This window comes from Tannerella forsythia 92A2, from assembly GCF_000238215.1.
Lineage (GTDB): Bacteria > Bacteroidota > Bacteroidia > Bacteroidales > Tannerellaceae > Tannerella > Tannerella forsythia.
Genome location: NC_016610.1, coordinates 2,873,036 through 2,895,516, shown reverse-complemented (window position 1 = coordinate 2,895,516; position 22,481 = coordinate 2,873,036). Strand labels below are relative to the sequence as shown.

Sequence of the window (22,481 nt, the reverse complement as noted above, 5' to 3'; positions counted from 1 at the left end):
TATTCCCCCTTCGCTTCGCTTTTCCCCCCTTTGAAGGGGGGGAAGGGGGGATGTTCCTCTGCGTTCGGTCTTTTGTCATTCAGAGCGTAAGCGAAGAATCTCCTTTCTCTCACTTTTGGCTTGACTCAAAAGTAACCCAAAGGTCAAGGCTTCGTGCGCTTCACACGCCTTCGCGATGCTTGCAGGTCGGAAAATCAGGTAACTCGCTTCGCTTCGGACAGCCTGATTTTCTTTCGCCCTGCTCGCTGCTCCGTCGGCTCACCGCCCGAGGCTCATCGACGAACGTCCCTGCGTTCGCCTGTTTCCCCAACGCTTCGCTTCGCTCCATATTGGGCTGAATGAACGCGCCCTTTCAGGGCTTTGTCAGTTGTCAGTTCAGCAGCTCAACAAAGCTCTTAACCGCAAGGTTCGCAAAGGGGGGCGGACGTCGGGCCCGCCCCTTTCCTTCACAGCCTGTGGTTATCGAATCACAACCTTTGTTGTCTGTTGTCCTACGCGCACGACATACAAGCCCGTGGGCAGATGTTCGACGGGAGTCGTACCCGTGGATGCCTTGAACTTTTTCAGCAGGAGGCCGGAGAAACTGAACACTTCGACATCGATCGGTTGTTCGGTCGAGAGATACAGTATGCCGTCGGCCGCCCATACGCGAGAGTTCGAGTCATCGACAATCAGTTCGTTAGCATTGCCTTCGCCGCCTTTCTTGACGGTGATGTTGCAGGTTGCTTTCTGGCCGCCACTCAGGGTGACGGTGATCGTTGCATCGCCCACGGCTTTGGCTTTCACCACGCCGTCCTTGTCCACCTCGGCCACGCTCAGGTTATTCGAGCTGAAGCTCTTCGTCATGGGCGAATCCCACGGCTGCGTCGTTGCTTGGAGCTCGAGGCTCTCGCCCGGCTCTAACGTGAAGACGTTCGGAGTCAGCTGCACGGAGGTGCCCTCGACCTTGATGACGCAGTAGTCCGTCCAGCCGCCATCGTCGGCCGTAGCCCGAATCAGTGCAGTGCCGCCGGGCAGGTGAGCCGTCACGACGCCATCGCTGTTGACGCTCGCCACCCGCGGATCGCTCGACGACCAGCGGAAGCCTTTATCCGCAGCCGTTACCGGCAGCACGCGTGCCGTGAGCATGGTCGTAGCCTTCTCCTTCAGTATGCACTTCTTCTGATCCACGACGATGCCCGTGGCCTTGCGCTCGGCAGCCTCAGCCTTGGGCCTTACCGTGATGCGAGCTTGCCCGTACGCGCCGCTGCCATCGTCGGCCGTGGCGGTGATCGTCGTCGTGCCTGCTTTCAGGGCCTTCACGTGTCCGCCGGCGGCGATGGTGGCTACCGTCGGGTCGCTGCTTGTCCAGGTCAGCTCCTTATCGTCCGCTTCGGCGGGCTGCACGTCTTCGGTGTAGTCCATCTCTTCGCCTTCATACAGCGTCAAGTCGGCCGGCATGATGCGCACTTCGGTGACGAGCCGCTGCGTCATCGCTCCCTCATAGACGTTCACTCCGATCGTCTTCTTCTTCGTGCCGCCGGCCTTGTCGTTGGCCGTGGCCGTAATCTCAGCTTTACCGACGGCGAGGGCTGTGACTTCGCCCGTTGTAGGGTTTACCAAAGCGATGTCCGGAAGGTTGGACGACCACGTGACACTCTTGTCGGCTACATTTTCAGGTAGCACGGTGGCCGTGAGGCGTGCCGAAGCGCTTACTTGCAGGTCGAGCACACCGGGCGCGATGTCTACAGATGCGGGGTGTGGGATGACGACGGACGGCTTCGTCTTGGCTTTAAGCACCCATGGATAGTCGGTGTGCTTGCCTGTCTTGTCATAGACGGTGACGCAGACGTCATACTCGGTGCCGGGCGTCAGTCCGGTCAGGGTGTGCGTCAGCTTGTTCGTGCCTAAAGGCTTTGCCGGCCAAACCGCTTCGGCCGACTTCTTGACGAAGACCTCATAGAACAGCTCGGGCACGGGGGTGACATCGTCAACGGCGGCTGACCACGAGAGCTTCAGCGCGTTCTCCGCGGGCGTGACGGAGACTTGCTTTAAGCCACTGCCTGACCGCAAGGTGGGCTGCTTGAAGGTCGCGCCAAACGCTCCAGACTCGGAGACGGAAGGCGGATAGAGGTCGGGGGGAGCAGGCGTCTTGGTCGTGACAGTCACAAAGAGCGGCTTACTCCTATTGCCTCTCTCGTCGAGAGCGTAAACCCAATACTTATGCGTCGATCCCGGCTCGAGGTCTGTAAACGTATGGGTACGCGTTTTCGGATTGGCATATCCCCGCTTATCGACCATGATCGTGTATCTCATCTTCTCATCCTTCGTTTCATTGTCCTTACCCTGCGGCCAAGAGAGGGTGATAGACGTTTCAGTCACTTCGTCCACCGTCACTTGGGCGCCTTCATCAAATGTGGGTCGAATCTCATCACGCTTTTTCTCGGTACGGAACTCCGCATAATTGGTCTGATCCGTTGACCGGCCTTCCTCATTGACGACTGTGGCAAACATCCGATAATATGTATCAGGTACCAGTCCAGTCACGGTGTATTCCGTCTTACCGACGACTTCTCCCAAGAATACCCACCTCAGCTTCCACACATCCTTTTCGAAGACCTTATACCGGAGCTCCGACTTCGGTTTCCAGCCGGCTTGGGCGGGCTTCCATTGCAGTGTGACCGCGCGGTCCCTCTTCTCAACGACGCTGATGCGCTTGTCTTTAAACTTCGGCTGTTCGAAGTATGCCACCGATGGGGTCTTAACGACAGCGTGACGGTAGAAAGCTTCAGCACCGTTCGCGTTGACGACTCTTACCCTCATGAGATATTCGGTGTTTTCCATCAGTCCGCCGATGATATACTTCGTCATCCCTGCTTTTTCTTCACTACGGTACCCCATGCTCCAGTAGCTCTCCGACGCTTTCATCCACTGCACCTGATACTTCAGGGGCTTCACCGTCGTTCCATCGGTGGCGGGCTCCCATTGCAGCTTAATGCCGTAGGGGCTGATGGCTTTGGGATAACCCGCTACGTATTTACCTGCCGTGGGGGCAGAGAAGGTGCTGACGGTTTTATAGGGGTAAAATTTTCTGTTCCCTGTTTTGTCTGAGACAATGACTAACACTTCATACTTCGCATCCGGATCGACGTTCGTAATCATATAGGATGTGATGTTTTCGTAGATATTGCTTTCATACCATGTATTACCCGGTTTTTTCCTCCATGTAACCAAGTACCTCAAGTCTTTTTGTTGGGTCGCGTTGTCTTCGCCGGGCCACCATTTCACTTCGATCACTCCATTGCCTATGTACTTGGGATAGTCTTCTTTGTATTTCCCTGCCGTGGGATGATCTTTATCGGGGATGGGATCGGGCATCATGATCTCAGTTGAATAGAATTTGCCGCTCTTGCTGCCCACTATTTTACAGCGGAAGGGTATTGGAAAGCCTTTCGTAGCCCCGACCTTGGTCTTAAACCCAAACTCCGAGGTGTGTGTACCGCTATACACGGCGTTGTCGCCAAGGTGATACCATGTATTGTCCTGCGGAAAGCCCGACTGCCAGTGGTAGGTGAACGTCTCGCCCGGCTGGGCGTTGAGGATGTCTAATTTCACTTTCCATACCTCACCGGCATAGACCGACGAGCCGATATGTACGATGTAGGCTCTGGCTTTCCCGCCACTCTCCGAAGGGATGACATCGGGCATCATGATTTCATTCGAATAGAATTTGCCGCTCTTGCTACCCACTATTTTACAGCGGAACGGTAATGCCCAGCCTTTCGTAGCTCCTACTTTGGTCTTAAACCCAAACTCCGAGGTGTGTGTACCGCTATACACGGCGTTGTCTTCAAGGTGAACCCATGTATTGTCATGCGGAAAGCCCGATTGCCAGTGGTAGGTGAACGTCTCACCCGGCTGGGCATCGAGGATGTCAATTTTTACTTTCCACACTTCACCGGCATGGACTGATGGATCAACGCGTACGAAATAGGCTTGGGGTTTTGGTTTCTTGGCTTTTTTGGCCCACGCGTCGGTCGCGAAGCCCATCAGCCCTGCTAAGGCGAGGGCAATCCATAGTATATATCGTTTCATCTTTATCTGATTTTAATGGTTAGGAATTGATTGAAATGTATCCGTAGCCCGGTTACTTGACGCTAATCAGTGCTTCGGCTTTGAAGTCGCCCGTGGTGACGGTCAGCGTGGCTCCACCGGGTTTAAGGGTATCGATCCAGCAGCTGCCGTCTTCGGCACGTAAGATCTTCACCACCGAGGTGCCATCCGTGACGCTCCATTGGAGTGTGGGCAGCGGGACGCCTTCGGGCTCTGCCTGTAGGCGGAACTGGCAGCGGTCGCCAGCGTTGAGCACAATGCTTCCCGGCATGATTTCGATGTCTCCCAAGTCGTCCGGCTCGAGTGGTTCTGGCTTAGGGTCGGGCTTCGGCTCCTCGGCCTTGGACACGGTAACGGTGCACGAGGCTGATACTTTGCCGACGGTGAAGTGGAGGGTCGTTGTGCCTGCGGCTACCGCTTCGACGGTAGCGGACAATCCGTTGGGTGTAACGTTGGCCGTACGCTCGTCGTCGATGCTCCACTTCAGCGAGCCCTGATTGTAATTGTCGGGCCGCACGGTAGCGTCGACGGAGGCCTGTTCACCGACTTTGAGGGTCAGTCGTGCGGGACTCAGCGTGGCGCTTTCAGGCCACACCTCGGTCTGCGCCTCGGTGACGGTGATGACGCAGCTGGCGTTAGCATTGCCGATGGTGAAGTGGAGCGTGGTGGTGCCTACGGCGAGGCCTTTGACGGTGGCCGTGAGTCCGCTGCCGGTGACGGAGGCGATGTTCTGGTTTTCCACGCTCCATTGCGGCGTGCCTTGATTGTAGTTGGCAGGCAGCACGGCGGCCTCTATGGAGGCCTCTTCACCCTCCCTGAGGGTAATCCGTGCGGGGCTCAGCGTGGCGCTTTGGGGCCACACCTCGGTCTGCGCCTCGGTGACAGTGACGGCGCACTCGGCGGTGACAACATAAGAACCGGATATAAGTCTGAGGATTTGTATCTTTGTTGTTCCGGGGGCTACGGCCGTGACGGTGAACGATGCCGTCCCGACGCCATCGGGCGGATTAACAGTCGCAATACTCCTATTCAGACTCTTGATTCCGTAACCGGTGGTTAGCGTATCAGGCTTTATGGTGAGGGTGGCTGTCTCGCCGACCTTAAGGTTCATCGTTGTGGGAGAGATGCCAATTCCTGCATAGGCTCCTCTCACGAAGATCATTGCAAAGATCGCAATGAACATTGTTGAATAAAATGCTTTTTTTCCCATGATAATTTGAATTAAAATGTGAATATAATATATTTAATTAATTGTTATTCAGCGTTCGGTTCTCATCAGTCAGCCATCAGCTCTGCATTCTCCCTTTTAAAGGGGGGCAGGGGGGATATTCATATTGGCGTTATGACAGGCGAACACAGAGGTCCGCCCCTACATTGACTACTCTTCTCGTAATTCGTAATTCTCCTTCCCTTTCATTCAGAGTGTCAGCGATGAATATTCTTTATATCCCTCCGGCAAGTGTGCCGGAGGGGGGGGCAATCCACACAAGGCGAGACTGTCTTTACTTGATCAGCACCTTCGCGATCTGCTCACCGATGCGTACCAGATATACACCCGGAGCTAACGGCAGAACATGGTCGCCGGCAGGGGCATCCATCGTGCGGACGAGTGCGCCGCTTACATCATATAGATGTACTATCTGCGGTGCGAGCAGCGTGAGGTGCAGTGCGCCATCGACTGCGTAGACGCGCAGGCCGTCGATCGTTTCGTTGCCGACGGTGGAGATGACTTCCACCTGACAGGAGGCTGTCTTGCCGCTGCCGTCCATCGCTTGGGCCGTGATCTCAGCCTTGCCTTTCTTATGGATGCGTACCGTGACGGCGCTGCCTTCGACCGTGCCCGACTTCAGCATCGAGGACAGCGAGACGGCCTCTACGGTGGCCACGCTTTCGTTGCTGCTCGACCATTGCAACGCCGGGTTGGTGGCGTTGGCGGGCAGCACGGTGGCCTCTAACCGGAACGACTCGCGGTCGCCGTCGATCGTGACCTTCGGCTGATCCAGCATCACGGAGCTGACTTGTACGGTGGGTTTGGGTTCCTTCTCCAGGGGCTTGACCTCCTTCACGCTATAGAATGTAACATTGTCGGCTTCGTCCCACACTTTTACCGATATATCATACGTCATATCGGAATAGGGGAGGTCGGTGATGGTATACTCCGTTTCGTCGGTTAAGATCGGACTAGACTTCACCAGCTTCTTAAATAAACCGCACCTCACCTGATACCGCAGCTTCTCTTGCTTCGTGACGTTGTCTGTGGCCTTGTTCCATTTCACTACGATCTCGGTCGGTGAGATGGCTTTGGGATAGCCGTCCACGTAACCGCCCGGCTTGGGCTTCTCGGTGTCGGCGGCAGGCGGGGTCTTGACTATAGGATCGCCGTATCCGTCACTGTTATTGGCTTCGTCCCACACCGTTATCTGTATTCTATACTCCGTTTCGGGTTCGATGCCAGTGATAGTATATTCCGTTTGGTTGGTTAATTCCGGACTGGTTTTTACCTCCTTCCCATCAGAATGCCTGATACATTTCACCCGATACCGCAGCTTCTCCTGCGCAGTGACGTTGTCCTTGGCGGGGGTCCATTTCACTTCGATCGCGGTCGGTGAAATGGCTTTGGGATAGCCTAATACGAAATGGCCCGGCTTGGGCGTCTCGGTGTCGGCGGCAGGGGTCTCTCCCTTCTGCGTCACCTTGAGCGTCACATTGCCCGCAGTGGTCTTGAAGGTGATGGTGGCGCTGCGTTCGGGGCCGGTGTTCGCTAAGGCGAGGACCAAAAGTCTTAGGCGATCCTTATAGCCGGTGACGCCCCCGCTGTATGTTAGCCAACGCGGCGCATCGAGACCTTTGAATTTGAACGGCTTGTTACATCTGATTATCACAATTTTACCGTTCGCCTTCGCTTCCATGGTTAGCTCCTTGGGGGTGATGGTGAGCTCGCCGGGCAGCTCGGGATCGGCTATAGTGTTCACTTTGCGCACGCCATACGATCCGCCGCCAGTTCCATAGATGGCTTCAGAGATGACCTCTACCTCGTACATCGTGTTATAAGACCCGTTGATAGTGAAATTCAAATCGGTAGTCGTTTTCTCTTTCCACGTGCTGTAGCCGCTCTCTCTCCACCTTACGCGGTAACGGAACTGTAACGACATGGTGCCTTGACTTCCGGTGGTTTTTGTCCATGCCAACTTGATCGTGTTGTTATCGGCCTCCACCCGGGTGTAGTGCCCCAAGGTATAATCGGCCTGTGCGTGTTCTGCGAATCCCATCAGCCCAAGGAGTAGGGCGATGAGAAGAATTGGGTAATGATGTCTTGTTTTCATAATGCTAAATGGTTTAAATTAGTTAGTAAATATTTATTTATTTTATTTATATAATTGTTATTCAGTATTCAGCGGTCAGATTAACCACAAGTTCCACAAGTTTTATTTGCGGTTATTTGCGCCGTTTGCGTTTGGAACACAGTCTTTTGTCATTCAGAGCGTGAGCGGAGAATCTTCTTCTGTTACTTTTGGCTTGACCCAAAAGTAACCAAAAGGTCGAGGCTTCGTGCGCTTCACACGCCTTCGCGACGCTTGCAGGTCGGAAAATCAGGTAACTCGCTTCGCTTCGTTCCACATTGGGCTGAAGTAACGTGTCCTTTCAAGGCTTTTACAGCCGTCAGCGGTTAGTTCAACCAATCCTCTACTTCACAGGGTGCCGCTCCGGGTCGCTGCCGACAACCATGACATACTTCTGTCCGTTGGCGCTCTTCTGGAGATAGCAATGGGTGAGCACCGTCTTGCCGCCCGATTTGGTAATGAGATCGGCCTTGATGGTGTACTTGATGGTTTTGTAAGGCCAAACTTTTTCCTTGACTTCCTGCCAGTTATTACTGTGATAGATCACCTCGACGAACTCGTCGCCTCGGTGCCCGGCCAGTTCGCGTCCGGCGGCATCGCCCTTGGTTTTGAGTTCGCCCGAAACATTCACACCCTTGGGCATCGCCACAGCCGGAACATTACCCGCACGCACGGCGCCCATTATCTTGCCAACCACTCCGTCGGCCGTCCAGCGCGTGTAGAGCATCGTGGCCTTGCGTGCCTTGGGATCGGAGGCTTCCTTCTTGTCCCAGTCCTTGTGCTGGACAAGAATTTGGGTGTAGAGTTCCGTGCCCATCAGATAGTACTTGGCGCGGATCAAAGGGTATTTCTGACATATCTCATCGTTCTTCTCCACATTTTCGAAGCAGTCGATGACGCGGTCGGCAATGAGGTCGAAGTCTACCACATTGAGGGCCATGTTGAACATGATACGTTCGCGCTTGAATCGTAGTTTTTCGTATTCCATTGCCGGCAGCACGATGCCGAGGTTGGCATCGAGTATGCCCTTGTCGTCATTGCAGGTCTCGGGTTTGATTTCCACGCCCGACTTCATGATCGGACTGAGGATTACCAGCAACTCGGCGAGTTTCTGCACAGCAATGTCGCTATTGGGGTCGGCGAAAAAGGCTGCCGCGAAAGGATAACGGAAGATATCGTCGTGGTAGATGCCCATCTTCTCGCCTGCCGGAGTAACGAATTCGGCTCCGTTCTTATCGTCGTGGATGAAAGGTGGGAAGTAAACGTAGTCGCCCGGTCTCTGGCTAAGCACCGCCTCTATCATTTTGTTGAGTACATTGTGCCCGATGAGGAGATTATCACCCAGCCCATACATTTTCGGATACTTGTAGTAGGGCTGTAGGGGGAAGTACTTCGGGTCGAGATGCTCGTAGGCTGCGTGTATCTGTGCAAAGGAACGAGTGGAGCGCTTCCACACGTCGTTGTTCGATGCGTCGGGATCGTTTTCGATGGCCTCTTTCGAAGGCTCGTAGTCTTTCTTGTAGAGTGAGATAAGCGTACTGCCGTCTTTATCGGAGACGCTTGAGTTGTTGTTCGAGGATTCGGACACGGGAAGTCCCGTCTTTTCCTCAGTCTTCTCCATCACCTTTTTTTCCGCCTTGTTCATCGCCTTGTCGGTCGTACGATCGACGGAGGTCTCGGCTTTGTTCTTCACTTTACGCTCGACGTTTCTCTTGGCATTTTTGAGAACGTTACCAAATTGCGCCTCGGCGGGTATACTGATTGCAAATACCAGCGCCACGGCTACTGACAATGTGATGATTCTGTTTTGTTTCATCCTTGTTGAATTTAAATCATTATTTTTGATCATAGTTTAAAATATATTAAAACAATTATTAAGTAAGTGCCCTTGTCGTAATTCCATTAAGGCGAAAGGCGTTATTATTGGGTCGTTTTTATTTATTCCGTTATTTTCTCTTTATAGCTGATGCTGAAGATATGCTCCTTGCTATCGCCAGCATTATTATTTTCCGACATTGTTCTTATCTTTCCATTGACGAGCAGAACCTCCACTTCCTTTGTTACCGGATTGACGTTGAGCTTCATCGTACCATTCGAGAATCGGTATGTATCACTTACTTCCTCTTGTCCACAGCAGAGCCGATAGCCGGAAATGTAGCCATTCGCTGTGGGGCGCTGGGTGTCTTGCGCCCATGTGGCGCCGGTTGTGAATCCCATCAGCCCTGCGATTAGAGCGAGGAGAAGGATTGGGTAATCATGTCTTGTTTTCATTTTCATAATGATAAATGTTTTAAATTAAAATTAGTCAGTAAATAATTTATTTAATTGTTATTCAGCGTTCAGTTGTCCGTGTTCAGCGGTCTGTTGCAGCAATCAGCTCTACACCTCAGCAATCATTCTATCAGGCAGAAGGTAAACAGGCTCACAATGCGTTTCCAAAGAGTGCGACAAGGCGACGTTTTCTCGGACGGCTGATGTTCCGTCTTTTCAGGTGGAGGATTCTCGGGATGAGGGTTGCCCTCCTGTTTCACCACTCCGCGGCGGTCAAGTTCATCATTGACAATCGTGCGTATCGTGTCGAACAGTTGAAAGCGGTCTTCAGAAAATTGCATGTTCCGCATCTGCTGTTTGCTGCGTCTATCTTCTACTTGTTCTTTCATATCGCTTGCACTTTTTATGCGTTTGATTTTTTGCAAAATTAAAGGCGGGTGGAACGAAACCAACTATCATAATCAGACAAAAACCTATTCATATCGGACATTCTGTATTTTTCAGACGTATCATTATTGGACATTTTATTGCTATAATCTATTGGTGTACAATAATTTATTAGTGATATTTTTGCAGATTTTAACAAATAAATATTTTGAGCCATTGGGAAAAGGTCGTGTCAACCATTCTCGGAGAAAATCAGGAGGGGCAGTGAATCGATCGTAGGAGGAGCATTCAATGTTTATGAAAATTTTATTCGGATTCTATTGGCGGTTATAGAACTTTTTACGATCTTTGCAATTTGCAAAAGGAACAATGAACCCCATTTCGATGAACTATCCTAAATCATCAATTATGCAACACGATTCCCATGACGAAAAAGTCGGTTTATATCCCATGCCTATGTGCAAGCATTGGAATATCTGTGGCGGTGGATTGACTTTAAGCGTGATATGGGCGCTTATTTCGATCTTTTCCATGCTTGTTTCGTGCGGCGACGGCCGCACGAAACGTCCGTCCGACCGCATCGCCCACAGCAGCCATGCCGGACATGTGGATTCCGCCGCGCGGGTTGACACTTCGGAGCCCGGACACGAGATGAACCGGCTGTTGGATGATTTCGATCACCAACACGGCAAGCGTCGCATGGCCGCCGCCCAACCCATCTTCGACCTGCTCTATCGCGAAGAGATGACCGACAGCCTGCTCCACGCCACGCCCGGCATGCCCGCAGATAGCCTCGAGATGCTCGTATGGTACTGGGCCGGTGAATATTTCTATGAAGTACAGGATTATAACGAGGGACTGCGCTGTGCCACACGTGCCTTGCCACTTACTTATCGAGCCGGTGACCTGATGCTGCAAAGCGACTGCGAACGGTTAGTGGGGTTGTTTCACTTCCGCATGTCGGATTATGCGCAGGCCATCAAGTACGCGCAAAAGAGCCTTGAACCCAGATTACGCAATAGGAATTTTTTGGTTCAGATTTATGGGGTAATCCCATAGTCCGATGAACCATTTTCGTCGTTTTTTAGTAAGTGCTATTTTTAGTTTGAGCGTATCGCCGGTCCTTTCAAAATATGCCCCTATAGCAAAGGTTCTGTAACGCAGTGTAGATAGTGTTTTTTGCGTTTTTTCTTGAAGAACAAATAGACGGAACAGAGACATTAAATTGTAGGCTGTCATCGAAAAAATCAAGGCAGCTTCGGTTGCATAAAAGTCTTTTAGATTAAAACTTTCAGCCCCAAAATCCTGCTTCAACTCTTTTATTCTGTTCTCAGCATCTCCCCGCATACGGTAGGTTCTCCAAACATCGACCATTGAGCAGGTTTGATTCGTAAAATAGGCAGAGTATCGGTAGTTACGATGGATTTCATCTTCGGGGAAAAGGCTCAACTGTTTTCCGCCCGCTTGAGGTCTTTTCTCTATTTTTTGCCTTACAATAACGATTCTTCTTGGTTTTTGCCAAGATTGTGCCTGATAGGTTTTGTCGCAAATCTCTATACCGTCATCTACTTTTACCCAAAAATCCTGTTTGTCTATCAGGTGTTGAATGGGGTGTGTAAATCGGGCTGCAACAATGTAAGGTAAAGATTTTTCCTCCAAACAGTCAAATATATTTCCCTGGCAAAAACCGCTGTCAAGTCGTACCAAGCCGACTTTTTTGTTGCCAAACATGGCTAAAGTCTCTTCCAAAAAACCAATGAAATTATGGGAAGCATTCGTGTTTCCGCTACGAAGCCAAAAATTGGCAACCATTTTTATATCGTTGACAAATGCAATGAGGGGATGATGACTTTTTCTGCCCTTTTTCTTAGGATTATAGCCTTTTGTAGCGCCATCCTGTTCCCCATAACGAGTAATTACCGAAGAGTCAATATCGAGTGTAAAAAAGTTAATATTCAAACTCTTGAAAAACCAACTAAAGAAATGACGAGCAACTTCCAAATTGGTTTTGGCATTGAATTTGGAAAAATATCGCTTGTAAACGTCTTGTGCAGGGGTATGTTTCCAACCGAAGATGTGTCCCAATGCCTTATCTGCCCGAGTAACCTCGGTATGCAAAAAGCGGTTGGCACCACACCAAATACTGGTTATAAAAGACTCTAAAATTACGTCCACATCATAAGCACGATTAGAGTTTTGGGTAGGTAAAGAATGGCAAGAAAACACCTGTTCTTTAAACCCGATTTTGTCTAACATTTGCTTCAAAAATACCATTCCGCCCCAAGGCGTAATCTCTTTATTGGTAAAGGATAACTCAAACTTCATACCGGCTTTGTGTCTATCGCTACGCATTAGAAATTATAAAATGCAAAGATAAGATTTTTTCTATCGCGGAATCTGGGTTGAAAGCAGTCGCAGGCATGGCGATTTGAGCCGCACCAGCAGCTCGCTCAATACGCTGGCGGGCATCTGCCTCGTGGCCAAACAGCTCGACGACGGTGAACGGTACATCTTAGAGGCCATCCGATACAGCACCGCAGCGGGCGACTCAAACCGCATGGCCATCCAATACGGCATGGCCTCGGAAATTTATCATGTCATGGGGAAGGCGCAGCAGGCGTTAGACTATGCTCGTCGGGCCTGCGAGATCGACGAGGCGCGGGGCAACACGGCCAAGGTGGGCATACGCCTCTCGCAGATGGCCACGGCACAGATGGATCTCGGGCTGGACGCCGAAGCGGAGCGCTCCCTCCTACACGCCATCCCCATCTTAGACGAGGTCGGCAACGAGTTGTCGCTCTCCATCTGCCGCAACCAGATGGGTGAGCTGCTCAACCGCCGCGGGGCACACGACGAAGCCGCTCACTACTTCAGACAGGCAGTCGACAAGTTTGCCGCACGCAAAGACATGTACAACGAAAGCCGCTCGCGCATAGGACTCTACGAGGCCTTAAAAGGCAATAACCCCACCGAGGCCAGCCGTCACCTCCTGCGCTATGCCGAGCTGAAAGACTCTATCTATCGCCACGACATGGAACAGAACGTGAGCCACTACAACGTGAGGTATAAGACGGAAGAGCTGGCTCTGCAACAGGCTCGCGAGCGCACGGAAAAACGCGTCATCCTGATCGCTGGCATCGCCCTCGTCGCCGTGCTACTGCTCGTCATGGCCGTCATCATCTACATGGGTCGGGTACGCCGCCGAAATCACCGACTCCTCAAACAGGTCAGCCAGCTGCGCGAAGATTTTTTTACGAACATCACCCACGAATTCCGCACACCGCTCACGGTCATCCTCGGGCTCAGCCACGAGTTGCAAACACCGATTGACGATCCGGAGGAGACCGCAGACAAGGCCCGTACCATCGAGCGGCAAGGCAATAATCTGCTGACCCTCATCAACCAGCTCTTAGACATCTCCAAGATCAAGTCGGCCGTGGGCAACACCGACTGGCGCACGGGCGACATCACAGCTTATCTCTCTATGATCATAGAGAGCTATCGCGACTATGCCCTCAGCCGCAACATCAACCTGCAATTCTTCTCGAAAGGCGAGGTGGAGATGGACTTTGTGCCTGATTATGTGATCAAGATGATGAACAACCTGCTTTCTAACGCCTTCAAGTTCACGCCGGCCTATGGCAAGGTGAACGTGCTCACGTGGCGCGAGGGTGACCTGCTGTTTATCGATGTCTCGGATACAGGCCGGGGTATCGGGCGAGAGGAGTTTTCGAACATCTTCAAACCCTTCTATCAGGCCGGGAGCGAGGCGTGCAACATCGGCACGGGAGTGGGTCTGGCACTCGTTAAGCAAATCGTGGATGCCGTGGAAGGACGGATCACGGTGGAGAGCACGCTCGGCCGGGGCACCACCTTCCATATCAGCATGCCTATCCGCCATCGTGGCCTACAGCCGATCACTACCGCTACGGAACCGAACCGGCCGTTGCTTCCCGAAGTCACGCCCGATCCTCAAGACAGCGACAGCGAAGACAATGCCTGCCACCTGCTTATCATCGAAGATAATGCCGACGTGGCCGCCTACATCGGCTCACAATTTGCCGACCGCTACACCCTCTCTTACGCCACCGACGGTGGCGCAGGGTTGGAGAAAGCCCTCACACTTGTCCCCGACCTGATCATCACCGACCTGATGATGCCGGGCATGGACGGCTTGGAAGTATGCCGACAGATTCGCGGCAATGAGATTGTAAACCATATCCCCATTATCGTAGTCACGGCCAAGATTACGGAAAAGGAGCGGATCGAGGGCATAGAAGCCGGAGCGGATGCCTATCTTGCCAAGCCGTTCAACAGCGACGAACTGCGCACGAGGGTGGAGAAGTTGTTAGAAGGACGCCGACTCCTGCAGGAAAAGTTCGCAAAAATATCGATGGAAATCAAAGAGAATGAGAAGCAGGACCTCGATATGCCTCAAGAAGCGGATTTACGCTTCCTCGCCAAAGTGTCGGATTTCATTTACAGGCAACTCAGCCGGAACCAAGCCACCGATGTATTAACCGTCGCCTCAACCATGTGCATGAGTCCCCGGCAGTTCTACCGCAAGATCAACGCCTTGACAGGCTATGCGCCATCAGTCTATATCCAGCGACTCAAAATCAGAAAAGCTCGCAACCTGTTAGACAAGGATCCTACAATCCGTTTTATGGAAGTGGCAGACTTATGCGGCTTTGATGCCTATCCCAATTTCGTGCGGGCATTTAAGAATGTGTGTGGCGTAACCCCCACAGAGTACAGACGACGGGAGGACTGATCGCCCGAAATGTGGAGCTGGAGAGATTCGAACTCTCGTCCAAACGAGGAACTAATTTGCTTTCTACATGCTTATCTTCGCCTTCATTTTCGTGCTGCGGCAAGACCGAAGCCACCCACCGCAACCTTATTCCCTGAATTTTCACTTGCCGTACGGGACATCCGTCAAGCTATCTCCGACATTTCTGCACCACCGGTTCGGATTGCCTCGAAGCCACGGCTTCCGGGTGATGTCTCGTCCAAACACCTTGTGTAAGGATTAAGCTTCAATCTACTGTGCTTCGATTAAGCAGCGAGAGCGTAGTTATTTTCGCCAGTTAAAATTGGATCAACCGAGATTAAAGTGCCGGCCAACGACGCACTGCATGCTTACAAACCACTTCTGCCCGCTGTCAAAACCGGTCAGCCCCTTCTATAAAAAGTAAATGATTTGAAAATCACCTCTATGATTTAACCATATCCGACACTTCGGATCGTTTAGAAAATGCAAAGGTACATCATTTTCTCCGAAAAAGAAAAACCGCGTCCGAGATTTATCTTCTTTTCCATATTTAATCTCAGCTTTTTTATCTATGTTTGCACACAAAAACAAACTTATTCAAAAATACAATTGCAGATGAAGAATTTTTTCATGTTTCCACTTACTTTGACCATGACAGTGACCTCTTACGCTCAAGTAGCGTTTCGCCCCCCGGTGACTCTTCAAAAACCCGTAAAAGATACGTTGCATAACGTGGTGATCACCGATCCGTTCCGCTGGCTCGAAGATAAGGAAAATCCCGAAGTCGTTGCATGGACTAAAGCGCAGCACGATTACGGTATCGAATACCTCAAACAGACCCAGCAGGAGCATCCCGGACTGCACGAAGCCATCGCCTTGTATATCGACATGGATTATGAAGGGCCTCTGAACAAGATTGGCAACCGCGTCTTCCAGAACGTTAAGAGAAAGGGAGACATGCAATCCAAAATCTACACTCTGATCAACGGGAAAAAGGTGCTGATTTGGGACCCGGTCAAATTAGACCCGTCGGGAAAGACCTCGACCTCGGGTACGAGTTACACGTATGACGGCAACCGTGCGGCCATCAGTGTACAGAAGAGCGGCGCAGAGATTTCGACGACTTACATTATTGATACGCGAACGGGTAAGATACTGCACAAACCGATCGAAAACATCTTCGGATTTCAGTGGACAAAAGATCAGCAACATGCTTATTTCACTCTTCGTTCGAAAGAAGATATCGATGCGCAGCGTCCGCTTAAAACGTACCGATGGAAAGCAGGCGATCCGATAGCAAAGGCGCAGTTCATCGGCACCACCTCCGATGCACAGAACAATTATTTTATCTACGACAACCGTTACGGCGATGTAACATTCTTCGGCGAAGGCGATTTCTACTCCAACAAAGTGTATATGCGCAAGACGGGGACGAACGAGCCCGGACAGCTGATCTACGAAAGCAAAGAGTTCAACGCATATCCCGAAGCAATTGGCGATAAGCTCTATATCCTGACGAACGACAAAGCGCCGAATTTCCGCTTGATGACGGCCGATGTTTCAAGTCCCGAATATAAAGATTGGAAAGTGTTGATTCCCGAATCGGAAACGGTAATGCAAAGCTATGCCGTCACGAAAAACCATCTCATCATACAAGATAAAAAAGACATTATGAGCCGCCTTACACTCTACGATCTCGACGGAAAACGGTTGCGCGAGATCGAACTCCCCGAAGTGGGAAACGTCGGCGGGATGAGTTATAACCGGGAAGAAGATTCTCTTTACATCAGCTTGAATACGTTTACATCGACTCCGAAGACCTTCGTGGCTTCACCCTCCGACTTCAAATGGAGACTCTACTATCAACGTGAACTGCCGATCGATATGAGCGGCATCGAAGGGAAAATCGTATTCTATCCCTCGAAAGACGGTACGAAGATTCCGGCATTTGTGATCCACAAAAAGGGTCTCGAACTGAATGGTAACAATCCGGTGCTGATTAACGGATACGGCGGCTTCAATTCGGGTATTGAGCCGGGATATCAAGGCTTCTATGCTCCGTTGCTGGAAAAAGGCATTGTGGTGGTACGTGCCGGTATCCGCGGAGGCGACGAATACGGCGAAGCGTGGCATCGGAACGGGATGCTGGGCAAAAAGCAAAATACGTTCGACGATTTCAACAGTTGCGTAGAGTGGCTGATCAAGGAGAAATATACCAATCCGCAGAAAGTGGTTGCTATGGGCGGCAGTAACGGCGGGCTGTTGATGGGTGCCATCGCCACGCAGCGCCCCGATCTCTACAAGGCGATTGTTTGCCAAGTGCCGTTATTGGATATGCTTCGTTATCATAAGTTCCTGATCGCACGATACTGGATTCCGGAGTACGGATCGTCTGACGATCCCGAACAATTCGGATGGATTCTCCCCTACTCTCCTTATCATAACATCAAAGCGGGGGTAAGCCTCCCGACAATGCTGGTTACCACCGGTGCGAACGACAGTCGCGTTGATCCGCTGCATGCCAAAAAGTTCGTTGCGGCTGTGCAAAACAATCCCGGACAAGTCAACCCGGTTATCCTCCACATCGACTACGAAAGCGGACACGGAAGCGGTCAAAGTACGGAACAGAGTATTAAGAACTGGACCTTTACATTCGAGTTTATCATGAATCAGTTGGGACTCTAAACCAACAAAATCGATTCATGGTCTATAAGGGCCGCAGGCAAAACGGATCAAGAACGATTTTGCTTGCGGCTTTTCTTTTTCTTGTGCAAAGAGCGCGTTCGCCTGCCGAAACCCGAGAAAGCAGTACAAAAATCGTATCTTTGCCGGCGGTTTATCCGTAACGTATGAATATTGCGATCGTATTTGTGGTCACCTTGGCGGTCAATCTTCTTTTGGGCCGGTATCGCATCAGATACCGCAAGATGAGTTTGATGTGGTGGGTAATTATACACGCCTCTCTTCCGTTAGTCATACCTTTGCGTATCTGGCTCGATACGCCGAATATGACGATTCCGCTCTTCATCGCTCTGGCCGTTATCGGTCAAATTATCGGCTCGCGAATCCGGTGGGAAACGGATAAGAGGTAGTTGATTTCACTGCTTGGCGTTGAATTTCCCGAGCTGTACGTAAATCATCGCTATCGATACGAGAGCGGAGACCGTATCCGAGACAGGCATACTCATCCATATTCCCGCTATGCCGAAAAGCTTCGGCATGATCAGCAGGCAGGGAATTAAAACGATCACTTGGCGTGTCAAGGATAAGAAGACGGATTTTTTCGCCATACCGATGCTCTGGAAAAAGTTGGTTATCACCATCTGCGCCCCGATCAGCGGAAAAACCATGACGGAGATACGCATCCCGTAGACCGACAAGCGGATCAATTCTTCATCGGTCGTAAAGACGCGGACAATCCATTCGGGTTTGAGTTGCGCCAGCAAAAACGCAAACGTTGTGACGAGGGTTGCAAAAAAGACCGTCAACCGAAAAGCCTTCTGCACTCGGTTAATCCGGCATGCTCCGTAATTATACCCCACAATAGGCTGCATCCCCTGATTCAGTCCCATCACAATCATGAGAAACATAAACGCAAAACGATTGACGATGCCGTAGGCTCCGATAGCCAAATCGCCGCCGTATCGCTTCAGACCGTTATTGATCAGAATCACAATCATACACGAAGCCAGATGCATCAGGAAAGGAGCCATACCGATAGCCAGTATGTCTTTGACTATGCCGATGCGTGGCTTGAGCATATCTTTCCGAAAATGTAACAGACGTTTTTTGTCACTGAAAAGAAACAACAGCCACATCAGTGTTACACATTGTGAAAGTACGGTTGCGATAGCTGCTCCCTGAATGCCCCATCCGAAAACAAAGATAAAAAGCGGATCCAATGCCGTATTCAGCACCACAGTCGTTACCGTCATCATCATAGCCTGTATCGGGTGTCCTGACGAGCGCAGTACGCTGTTCAATCCCAGATAAAGATGCGTAATGATATTTCCGGAGAGAATAATCACGATGTAATCGCGAGCATATCCGATCGTCTGCTCGCCGGCGCCGAAAAAATACAGAATCGGATCGATAAAAATGAGCGATACAAGGGTAAACACTCCCCCGATGACGATATTCATGCACACTACATTCCCCAGCACCTGTTGTGCCGCACCGTAATTTTTTTGTCCCAGCCTGACGGAAACGATCGTGCTGGCGCCCACCCCCACCAAGGCTCCAAAAGCCGCAGCAATGTTCATGAACGGAAATGTGATGGCCAGTCCCGAAATGGCCATGGCTCCTACCCCCCGGCCGATAAAAATGCTGTCGACCATATTATATAGCGACACAGCCGTCATGGCAATAATCGCCGGAAGGGCATATTTTGTCAGTAACGAACCGACGGGTTCTGTTTCTAATGCAGAAAGAGGTTTTTGCACAGACATCTATTTTATTATTTTCACGTCAGGTCGCAAAAGTAATGAATTCGGTGTGCAAAACCTTGTCATCTCCGGTAAACATTTCTTTATAATTTATTTTTCAATCATTTGCAGATCATGATCCACAATCATAAATCGGGGCTTCGGTAAAATTTTCGTCTTGTAATATTTTGTCCGTAAAATCCGGAAAAATCTGGAAGAAGACGGTCGAAAGATAAATAAGTTGTGTATATTTGTCGGCAATTTGAAATAAAAAAAGAAAAAGATGAAACAATTTTTCAAAATGATGTTTGCTTCCACATTGGGCTTCTTCGTGGGGCTGATGTTGGCAGGAATGATCGCCATTGTTTTTATGATCGGCATGGTGGCCGGTCTGAGTTCAAATTCTCAGGCGGTTTATACACCCAAAGCGGAAAACAGTGTCTTTAAAATTGCATTTGAAGGAGATATTCGCGAGTCGGCGGAAGAAAATCCGTTTACTAATTTGTTAACGGGCAGGGAACCGGATTTGTCGTTGAGAGATTTATTGAAATCGATTCGTCACGCCAAGGAACAGGAATCGGTCAAAGGGATTTATCTGGACATGGGAGTGTTTTCCGGAGGGACAGCCAGCCTCGATGCCGTTCGCCGCGCGCTGATGGATTTTAAGGAAAGCGGGAAATTTATCGTCGCCTATGCCGATAACTACACTCAAGGAGGGTATTATCTGGCTTCGGTGGCTGATAAAATCTATCTTAACCCGCAGGGAATTTTGGGACTGACCGGTCTATCTTCCCGGACGATGTTCTATAAAGGCCTGTTACAAAAGATCGGGGTAGAGATGATGGTTTTTAAGGTGGGCACGTACAAAGGAGCCGTCGAACCTTTTATCGCAGATAAATTGAGCGATGCGAATCGCGAACAGATTACCTCGTATCAAAACTCCATTTGGGGTAACATCACCAAAGGGATTGCGAAGAGCCGGAATATCACGGTAGAGGATGTAAACCGTTTTGCAGATGAAGGGGCGTTTTTTGCTTCTCCGGAGAAAGCGGTCGAGTATAAATTAATCGATGAGCTGAAGTACCGCAGCGAAGTGGAGAAATATTTGATCGAACAATCCGGTCAAACGGGCGACAAGCTGAAAACCGTCGGATTATCGAACATGAAGAATGTAAAGAAAACCGAGCGGGAATATCGTAACAAGATTGCGATCGTATATGCCGAAGGGGAGATCATGCAGCAGATTATTTCATCGCCTTACAGCGGTAATTTTCCCTGTATTTCGGAAAAGATCAATGACGACCTGAGGAAACTGGCCGATAACAAGGATGTGAAAGCGGTGGTGCTGCGCATCAATTCGCCGGGTGGCAGTGCTTATACGTCCGAACAGATCTGGAAGCAGGTGTATGAATTGAAAAAGAAAAAACCGGTGGTCGTTTCTATGGGAAGCGTGGCTGCTTCGGGAGGATATTATATTGCGAGCGGTGCGAGCAAGATCATTGCCGAGCCGAATACGCTGACAGGCTCGATCGGAATTTTCGGGATGTTCCCCAATACAGCCGGACTGTTTAATAAGCTGGCGTTAACGACCGATATAGTCAAGACCAACAGATACGCAGACTTTGGCGACCCCGCCCGCCCGATGACGGACGATGAAAAAGCGTTGATACAAGGTTATATCGAGCGTGGATATGATACGTTTCTGACGCGATGTGCCGAAGGGCGGGGCGTGAGCAAAGCCGATATCGACAGCATCGGGCAAGGGCGTGTGTGGACCGGAGAGCAGGCGCTTAAAATCGGCTTGGTCGACGAGTTGGGCGGTATTGAACGCGCTGTCGAGCTGGCGGGTGAATTAGCCGAGATATACAATTATAATATAATGGAAGTATCGACCGATCACGACTTTTTGAAGGAGCTTTTGGAGAAACAGATCGAAGTTGTGAAGCAATCCGTCGTGAAAGACATGCTGGGCGACGAATACGAGCATTTCAGAACATTACGGAAAGTCAAAGCAACATACGGTATTCAGGCACGTATACCTTATGATCTGAAACCGTTGTAGGAAAAGAGCGAAGCGAAAATGGCAAAATCAAATCGCCTGCATTATATCGGGTTTCCTGTTGCACTGGTCTATGGGATAGTGGTATGGATACGTAACCTCTTCTTCCATATCAATTTGTTGCCTTCGCAGCAATATGCGATTCCGGTCATTTGTATCGGTAACTTATCGATGGGAGGAGCGGGAAAGACACCGATGGTCGAGTACCTGATACGTCTGTTGTCGAAAAAATACCGGGTGGCTGTGCTCAGTCGCGGGTATAAGCGCCGGACATCGGGGTATGTCTTGGCCGGCAACCATTGTACCGGTCAGGAGGTAGGCGATGAAGCCTGCCAGATAAAACGTAAATATCCTTCGATTATCGTGGCCGTCGACAAAAGTCGTCGCCGGGGGATGAAGCATTTGTTGGCCATGACCGAAAGCGAACGACCACAGGTCGTCCTGCTCGATGACGCCTTTCAGCATCGATATGTGCAACCGTCGTTATCGATTTTGGTCACGGATTATAATCACTTGTTTTACAAAGACAAATTATTTCCGGTGGGCATGCTGCGCGAACCGGCAAGCAGTGTCTACCGGGCTGATTTTGTTGTGGTCAGTAAATGTGATCCGACATTAAAACCTATCGATTGCCGGATCGTGGAAGACGATATGCACCTGCAATCCCATCAACAGGTGTTTTTTTCCGGCATCTCGTATTTGCGAATGGAAGGGGTCTGGCCGGAAGAATGTGGCCCGCGAGCCTTAAGCAGTCTTCGAAAAGACGATGAAGTGCTTCTGCTCACAGGCGTTGCCAATCCGTCGCCACTCATCGAAGAAATGAAGAAACACTCGCAGAACGTAAATGTAATGTCATTCGGCGATCATCATGACTTCAAGAAAAAGGATGTCAAAAAAATAAGCGCCTCATTCGTAAAAATGAATTCCGAAGCACTTATCGTATGTACGGAGAAAGACGCCGTGCGCATTCGGAACAATCCGTATTTCCCGCTCGAATGGCATTCGCACATGTATTATGTACCGATTGAGGTCTCTTTCCTGTTCGACAAGGGGAATTTATTCGACGAACCGATCTTGAAGCATATCTCCACGATGGAAAGCAGTCGTGTTTTAAGACAATAAAAAAGCGCATA

At 50.5% G+C, this 22,481-nt stretch carries 15 protein-coding genes, 1 other RNA gene and 1 pseudogene; 6 read left to right on the top strand and 11 right to left on the bottom strand.

Annotation, left to right across the window (positions count from 1 at the left end):
- Positions 1-160: 160 nt before the first annotated feature.
- The 8 genes and pseudogenes from BFO_RS15690 to BFO_RS14205 form a co-directional block, all read right to left on the bottom strand.
- The gene (locus BFO_RS15690) at positions 161-328 is read right to left on the bottom strand and encodes a hypothetical protein (RefSeq protein WP_014225978.1); all 168 of its coding nucleotides are present in this window, start codon (positions 326-328) and stop codon (positions 161-163) included.
- Positions 329-459: 131 nt separating this feature from the next.
- On the bottom strand, positions 460-4,074 hold the full coding sequence (locus tag BFO_RS11780) for an Ig-like domain-containing protein (protein ID WP_014225977.1): 3,615 nt from the start codon (positions 4,072-4,074) through the stop codon (positions 460-462).
- Positions 4,075-4,126: 52 nt separating this feature from the next.
- Positions 4,127-5,302: an Ig-like domain-containing protein gene (locus tag BFO_RS11775; protein ID WP_014225976.1), complete on the bottom strand. Its 1,176-nt coding sequence runs from the start codon at positions 5,300-5,302 to the stop codon at positions 4,127-4,129.
- Between the two features lie 292 nt (positions 5,303-5,594).
- Complete coding sequence (locus tag BFO_RS14570; protein WP_244262915.1) at positions 5,595-6,785, bottom strand: fibronectin type III domain-containing protein; 1,191 nt, start codon at positions 6,783-6,785, stop codon at positions 5,595-5,597.
- Positions 6,786-6,833: 48 nt separating this feature from the next.
- Positions 6,834-7,001 (bottom strand): annotated as a pseudogene (locus tag BFO_RS16710) (hypothetical protein); the annotation flags it as partial.
- Positions 7,002-7,776: 775 nt separating this feature from the next.
- The gene (locus BFO_RS11765) at positions 7,777-9,249 is read right to left on the bottom strand and encodes a hypothetical protein (protein WP_046472695.1); all 1,473 of its coding nucleotides are present in this window, start codon (positions 9,247-9,249) and stop codon (positions 7,777-7,779) included.
- 122 nt (positions 9,250-9,371) lie between these two features.
- Positions 9,372-9,704 carry a hypothetical protein gene (locus tag BFO_RS11760; RefSeq protein ID WP_141729172.1) on the bottom strand — a complete coding sequence of 111 codons (333 nt, stop codon included), beginning with the start codon at positions 9,702-9,704 and terminating at the stop codon, positions 9,372-9,374.
- A gap of 122 nt (positions 9,705-9,826) precedes the next feature.
- Positions 9,827-10,093, bottom strand: coding sequence for a hypothetical protein (locus BFO_RS14205; protein ID WP_014225972.1), 267 nt, complete (start codon positions 10,091-10,093; stop codon positions 9,827-9,829).
- A gap of 382 nt (positions 10,094-10,475) precedes the next feature.
- Here BFO_RS14205 and BFO_RS11750 point away from each other — a divergent pair, with 382 nt between their 5' ends.
- Positions 10,476-11,150: a tetratricopeptide repeat protein gene (locus BFO_RS11750; protein WP_157755321.1), complete on the top strand. Its 675-nt coding sequence runs from the start codon at positions 10,476-10,478 to the stop codon at positions 11,148-11,150.
- Here BFO_RS11750 and BFO_RS11745 read toward each other — a convergent pair.
- Positions 11,103-12,443 (bottom strand): IS1380 family transposase, encoded by a 1,341-nt coding sequence (locus BFO_RS11745; protein ID WP_014223539.1) that lies wholly within the window; start codon positions 12,441-12,443, stop codon positions 11,103-11,105. The genes BFO_RS11750 and BFO_RS11745 overlap by 48 nt on opposite strands.
- 466 nt (positions 12,444-12,909) lie before the next feature.
- On the opposite strand from BFO_RS11745, the gene BFO_RS11740 reads away from it, so the two are divergent.
- Positions 12,910-14,865 (top strand): hybrid sensor histidine kinase/response regulator transcription factor, encoded by a 1,956-nt coding sequence (locus BFO_RS11740; RefSeq protein ID WP_316928434.1) that lies wholly within the window; start codon positions 12,910-12,912, stop codon positions 14,863-14,865.
- A gap of 9 nt (positions 14,866-14,874) precedes the next feature.
- On the opposite strand, the gene ssrA is transcribed toward BFO_RS11740, so the two are convergent.
- Positions 14,875-15,274: a transfer-messenger RNA gene (gene ssrA / locus BFO_RS15175) on the bottom strand.
- Positions 15,275-15,480: 206 nt separating this feature from the next.
- Between ssrA and BFO_RS11735 the strand changes: the two genes are divergently transcribed.
- Both BFO_RS11735 and BFO_RS11730 read left to right on the top strand, forming a co-directional pair.
- Positions 15,481-17,550: a prolyl oligopeptidase family serine peptidase gene (locus BFO_RS11735; protein WP_143569591.1), complete on the top strand. Its 2,070-nt coding sequence runs from the start codon at positions 15,481-15,483 to the stop codon at positions 17,548-17,550.
- Between the two features lie 164 nt (positions 17,551-17,714).
- Positions 17,715-17,957, top strand: a complete 243-nt coding sequence (locus BFO_RS11730) for a hypothetical protein (protein ID WP_041590914.1) — start codon at positions 17,715-17,717, stop codon at positions 17,955-17,957.
- A gap of 6 nt (positions 17,958-17,963) precedes the next feature.
- Here BFO_RS11730 and BFO_RS11725 read toward each other — a convergent pair whose 3' ends face one another.
- Positions 17,964-19,313 (bottom strand): MATE family efflux transporter, encoded by a 1,350-nt coding sequence (locus BFO_RS11725; RefSeq protein WP_041590913.1) that lies wholly within the window; start codon positions 19,311-19,313, stop codon positions 17,964-17,966.
- A gap of 259 nt (positions 19,314-19,572) precedes the next feature.
- On the opposite strand from BFO_RS11725, the gene sppA reads away from it, so the two are divergent.
- Together sppA and lpxK are read left to right on the top strand one after the other, a co-directional pair.
- Positions 19,573-21,351 (top strand): signal peptide peptidase SppA, encoded by a 1,779-nt coding sequence (gene sppA / locus BFO_RS11720; RefSeq protein WP_041590912.1) that lies wholly within the window; start codon positions 19,573-19,575, stop codon positions 21,349-21,351.
- A gap of 18 nt (positions 21,352-21,369) precedes the next feature.
- Positions 21,370-22,470 (top strand): tetraacyldisaccharide 4'-kinase, encoded by a 1,101-nt coding sequence (gene lpxK / locus BFO_RS11715; protein ID WP_014225961.1) that lies wholly within the window; start codon positions 21,370-21,372, stop codon positions 22,468-22,470.
- Positions 22,471-22,481: the final 11 nt, after the last annotated feature.

Bases quoted from the DNA above. Each gene is read 5' to 3' on its own strand.
- BFO_RS11765 (WP_046472695.1), bottom strand. From the start codon at position 9,249: ATGAAACAAAACAGAATCATCACATTGTCAGTAGCCGTGGCGCTGGTA.
- sppA (WP_041590912.1), top strand. From the start codon at position 19,573: ATGAAACAATTTTTCAAAATGATGTTTGCTTCCACATTGGGCTTCTTC.
- BFO_RS11760 (WP_141729172.1), bottom strand. From the start codon at position 9,704: ATGAAAACAAGACATGATTACCCAATCCTTCTCCTCGCTCTAATCGCA.
- BFO_RS11750 (WP_157755321.1), top strand. From the start codon at position 10,476: ATGAACTATCCTAAATCATCAATTATGCAACACGATTCCCATGACGAA.
- BFO_RS11745 (WP_014223539.1), bottom strand. From the start codon at position 12,443: ATGCGTAGCGATAGACACAAAGCCGGTATGAAGTTTGAGTTATCCTTT.
- BFO_RS11775 (WP_014225976.1), bottom strand. From the start codon at position 5,302: ATGGGAAAAAAAGCATTTTATTCAACAATGTTCATTGCGATCTTTGCA.
- BFO_RS11780 (WP_014225977.1), bottom strand. From the start codon at position 4,074: ATGAAACGATATATACTATGGATTGCCCTCGCCTTAGCAGGGCTGATG.
- lpxK (WP_014225961.1), top strand. From the start codon at position 21,370: ATGGCAAAATCAAATCGCCTGCATTATATCGGGTTTCCTGTTGCACTG.
- BFO_RS11730 (WP_041590914.1), top strand. From the start codon at position 17,715: ATGAATATTGCGATCGTATTTGTGGTCACCTTGGCGGTCAATCTTCTT.
- BFO_RS11725 (WP_041590913.1), bottom strand. From the start codon at position 19,313: ATGTCTGTGCAAAAACCTCTTTCTGCATTAGAAACAGAACCCGTCGGT.
- BFO_RS11740 (WP_316928434.1), top strand. From the start codon at position 12,910: ATGGGTGAGCTGCTCAACCGCCGCGGGGCACACGACGAAGCCGCTCAC.
- BFO_RS14205 (WP_014225972.1), bottom strand. From the start codon at position 10,093: ATGAAAGAACAAGTAGAAGATAGACGCAGCAAACAGCAGATGCGGAAC.
- BFO_RS15690 (WP_014225978.1), bottom strand. From the start codon at position 328: ATGGAGCGAAGCGAAGCGTTGGGGAAACAGGCGAACGCAGGGACGTTC.
- BFO_RS11735 (WP_143569591.1), top strand. From the start codon at position 15,481: ATGAAGAATTTTTTCATGTTTCCACTTACTTTGACCATGACAGTGACC.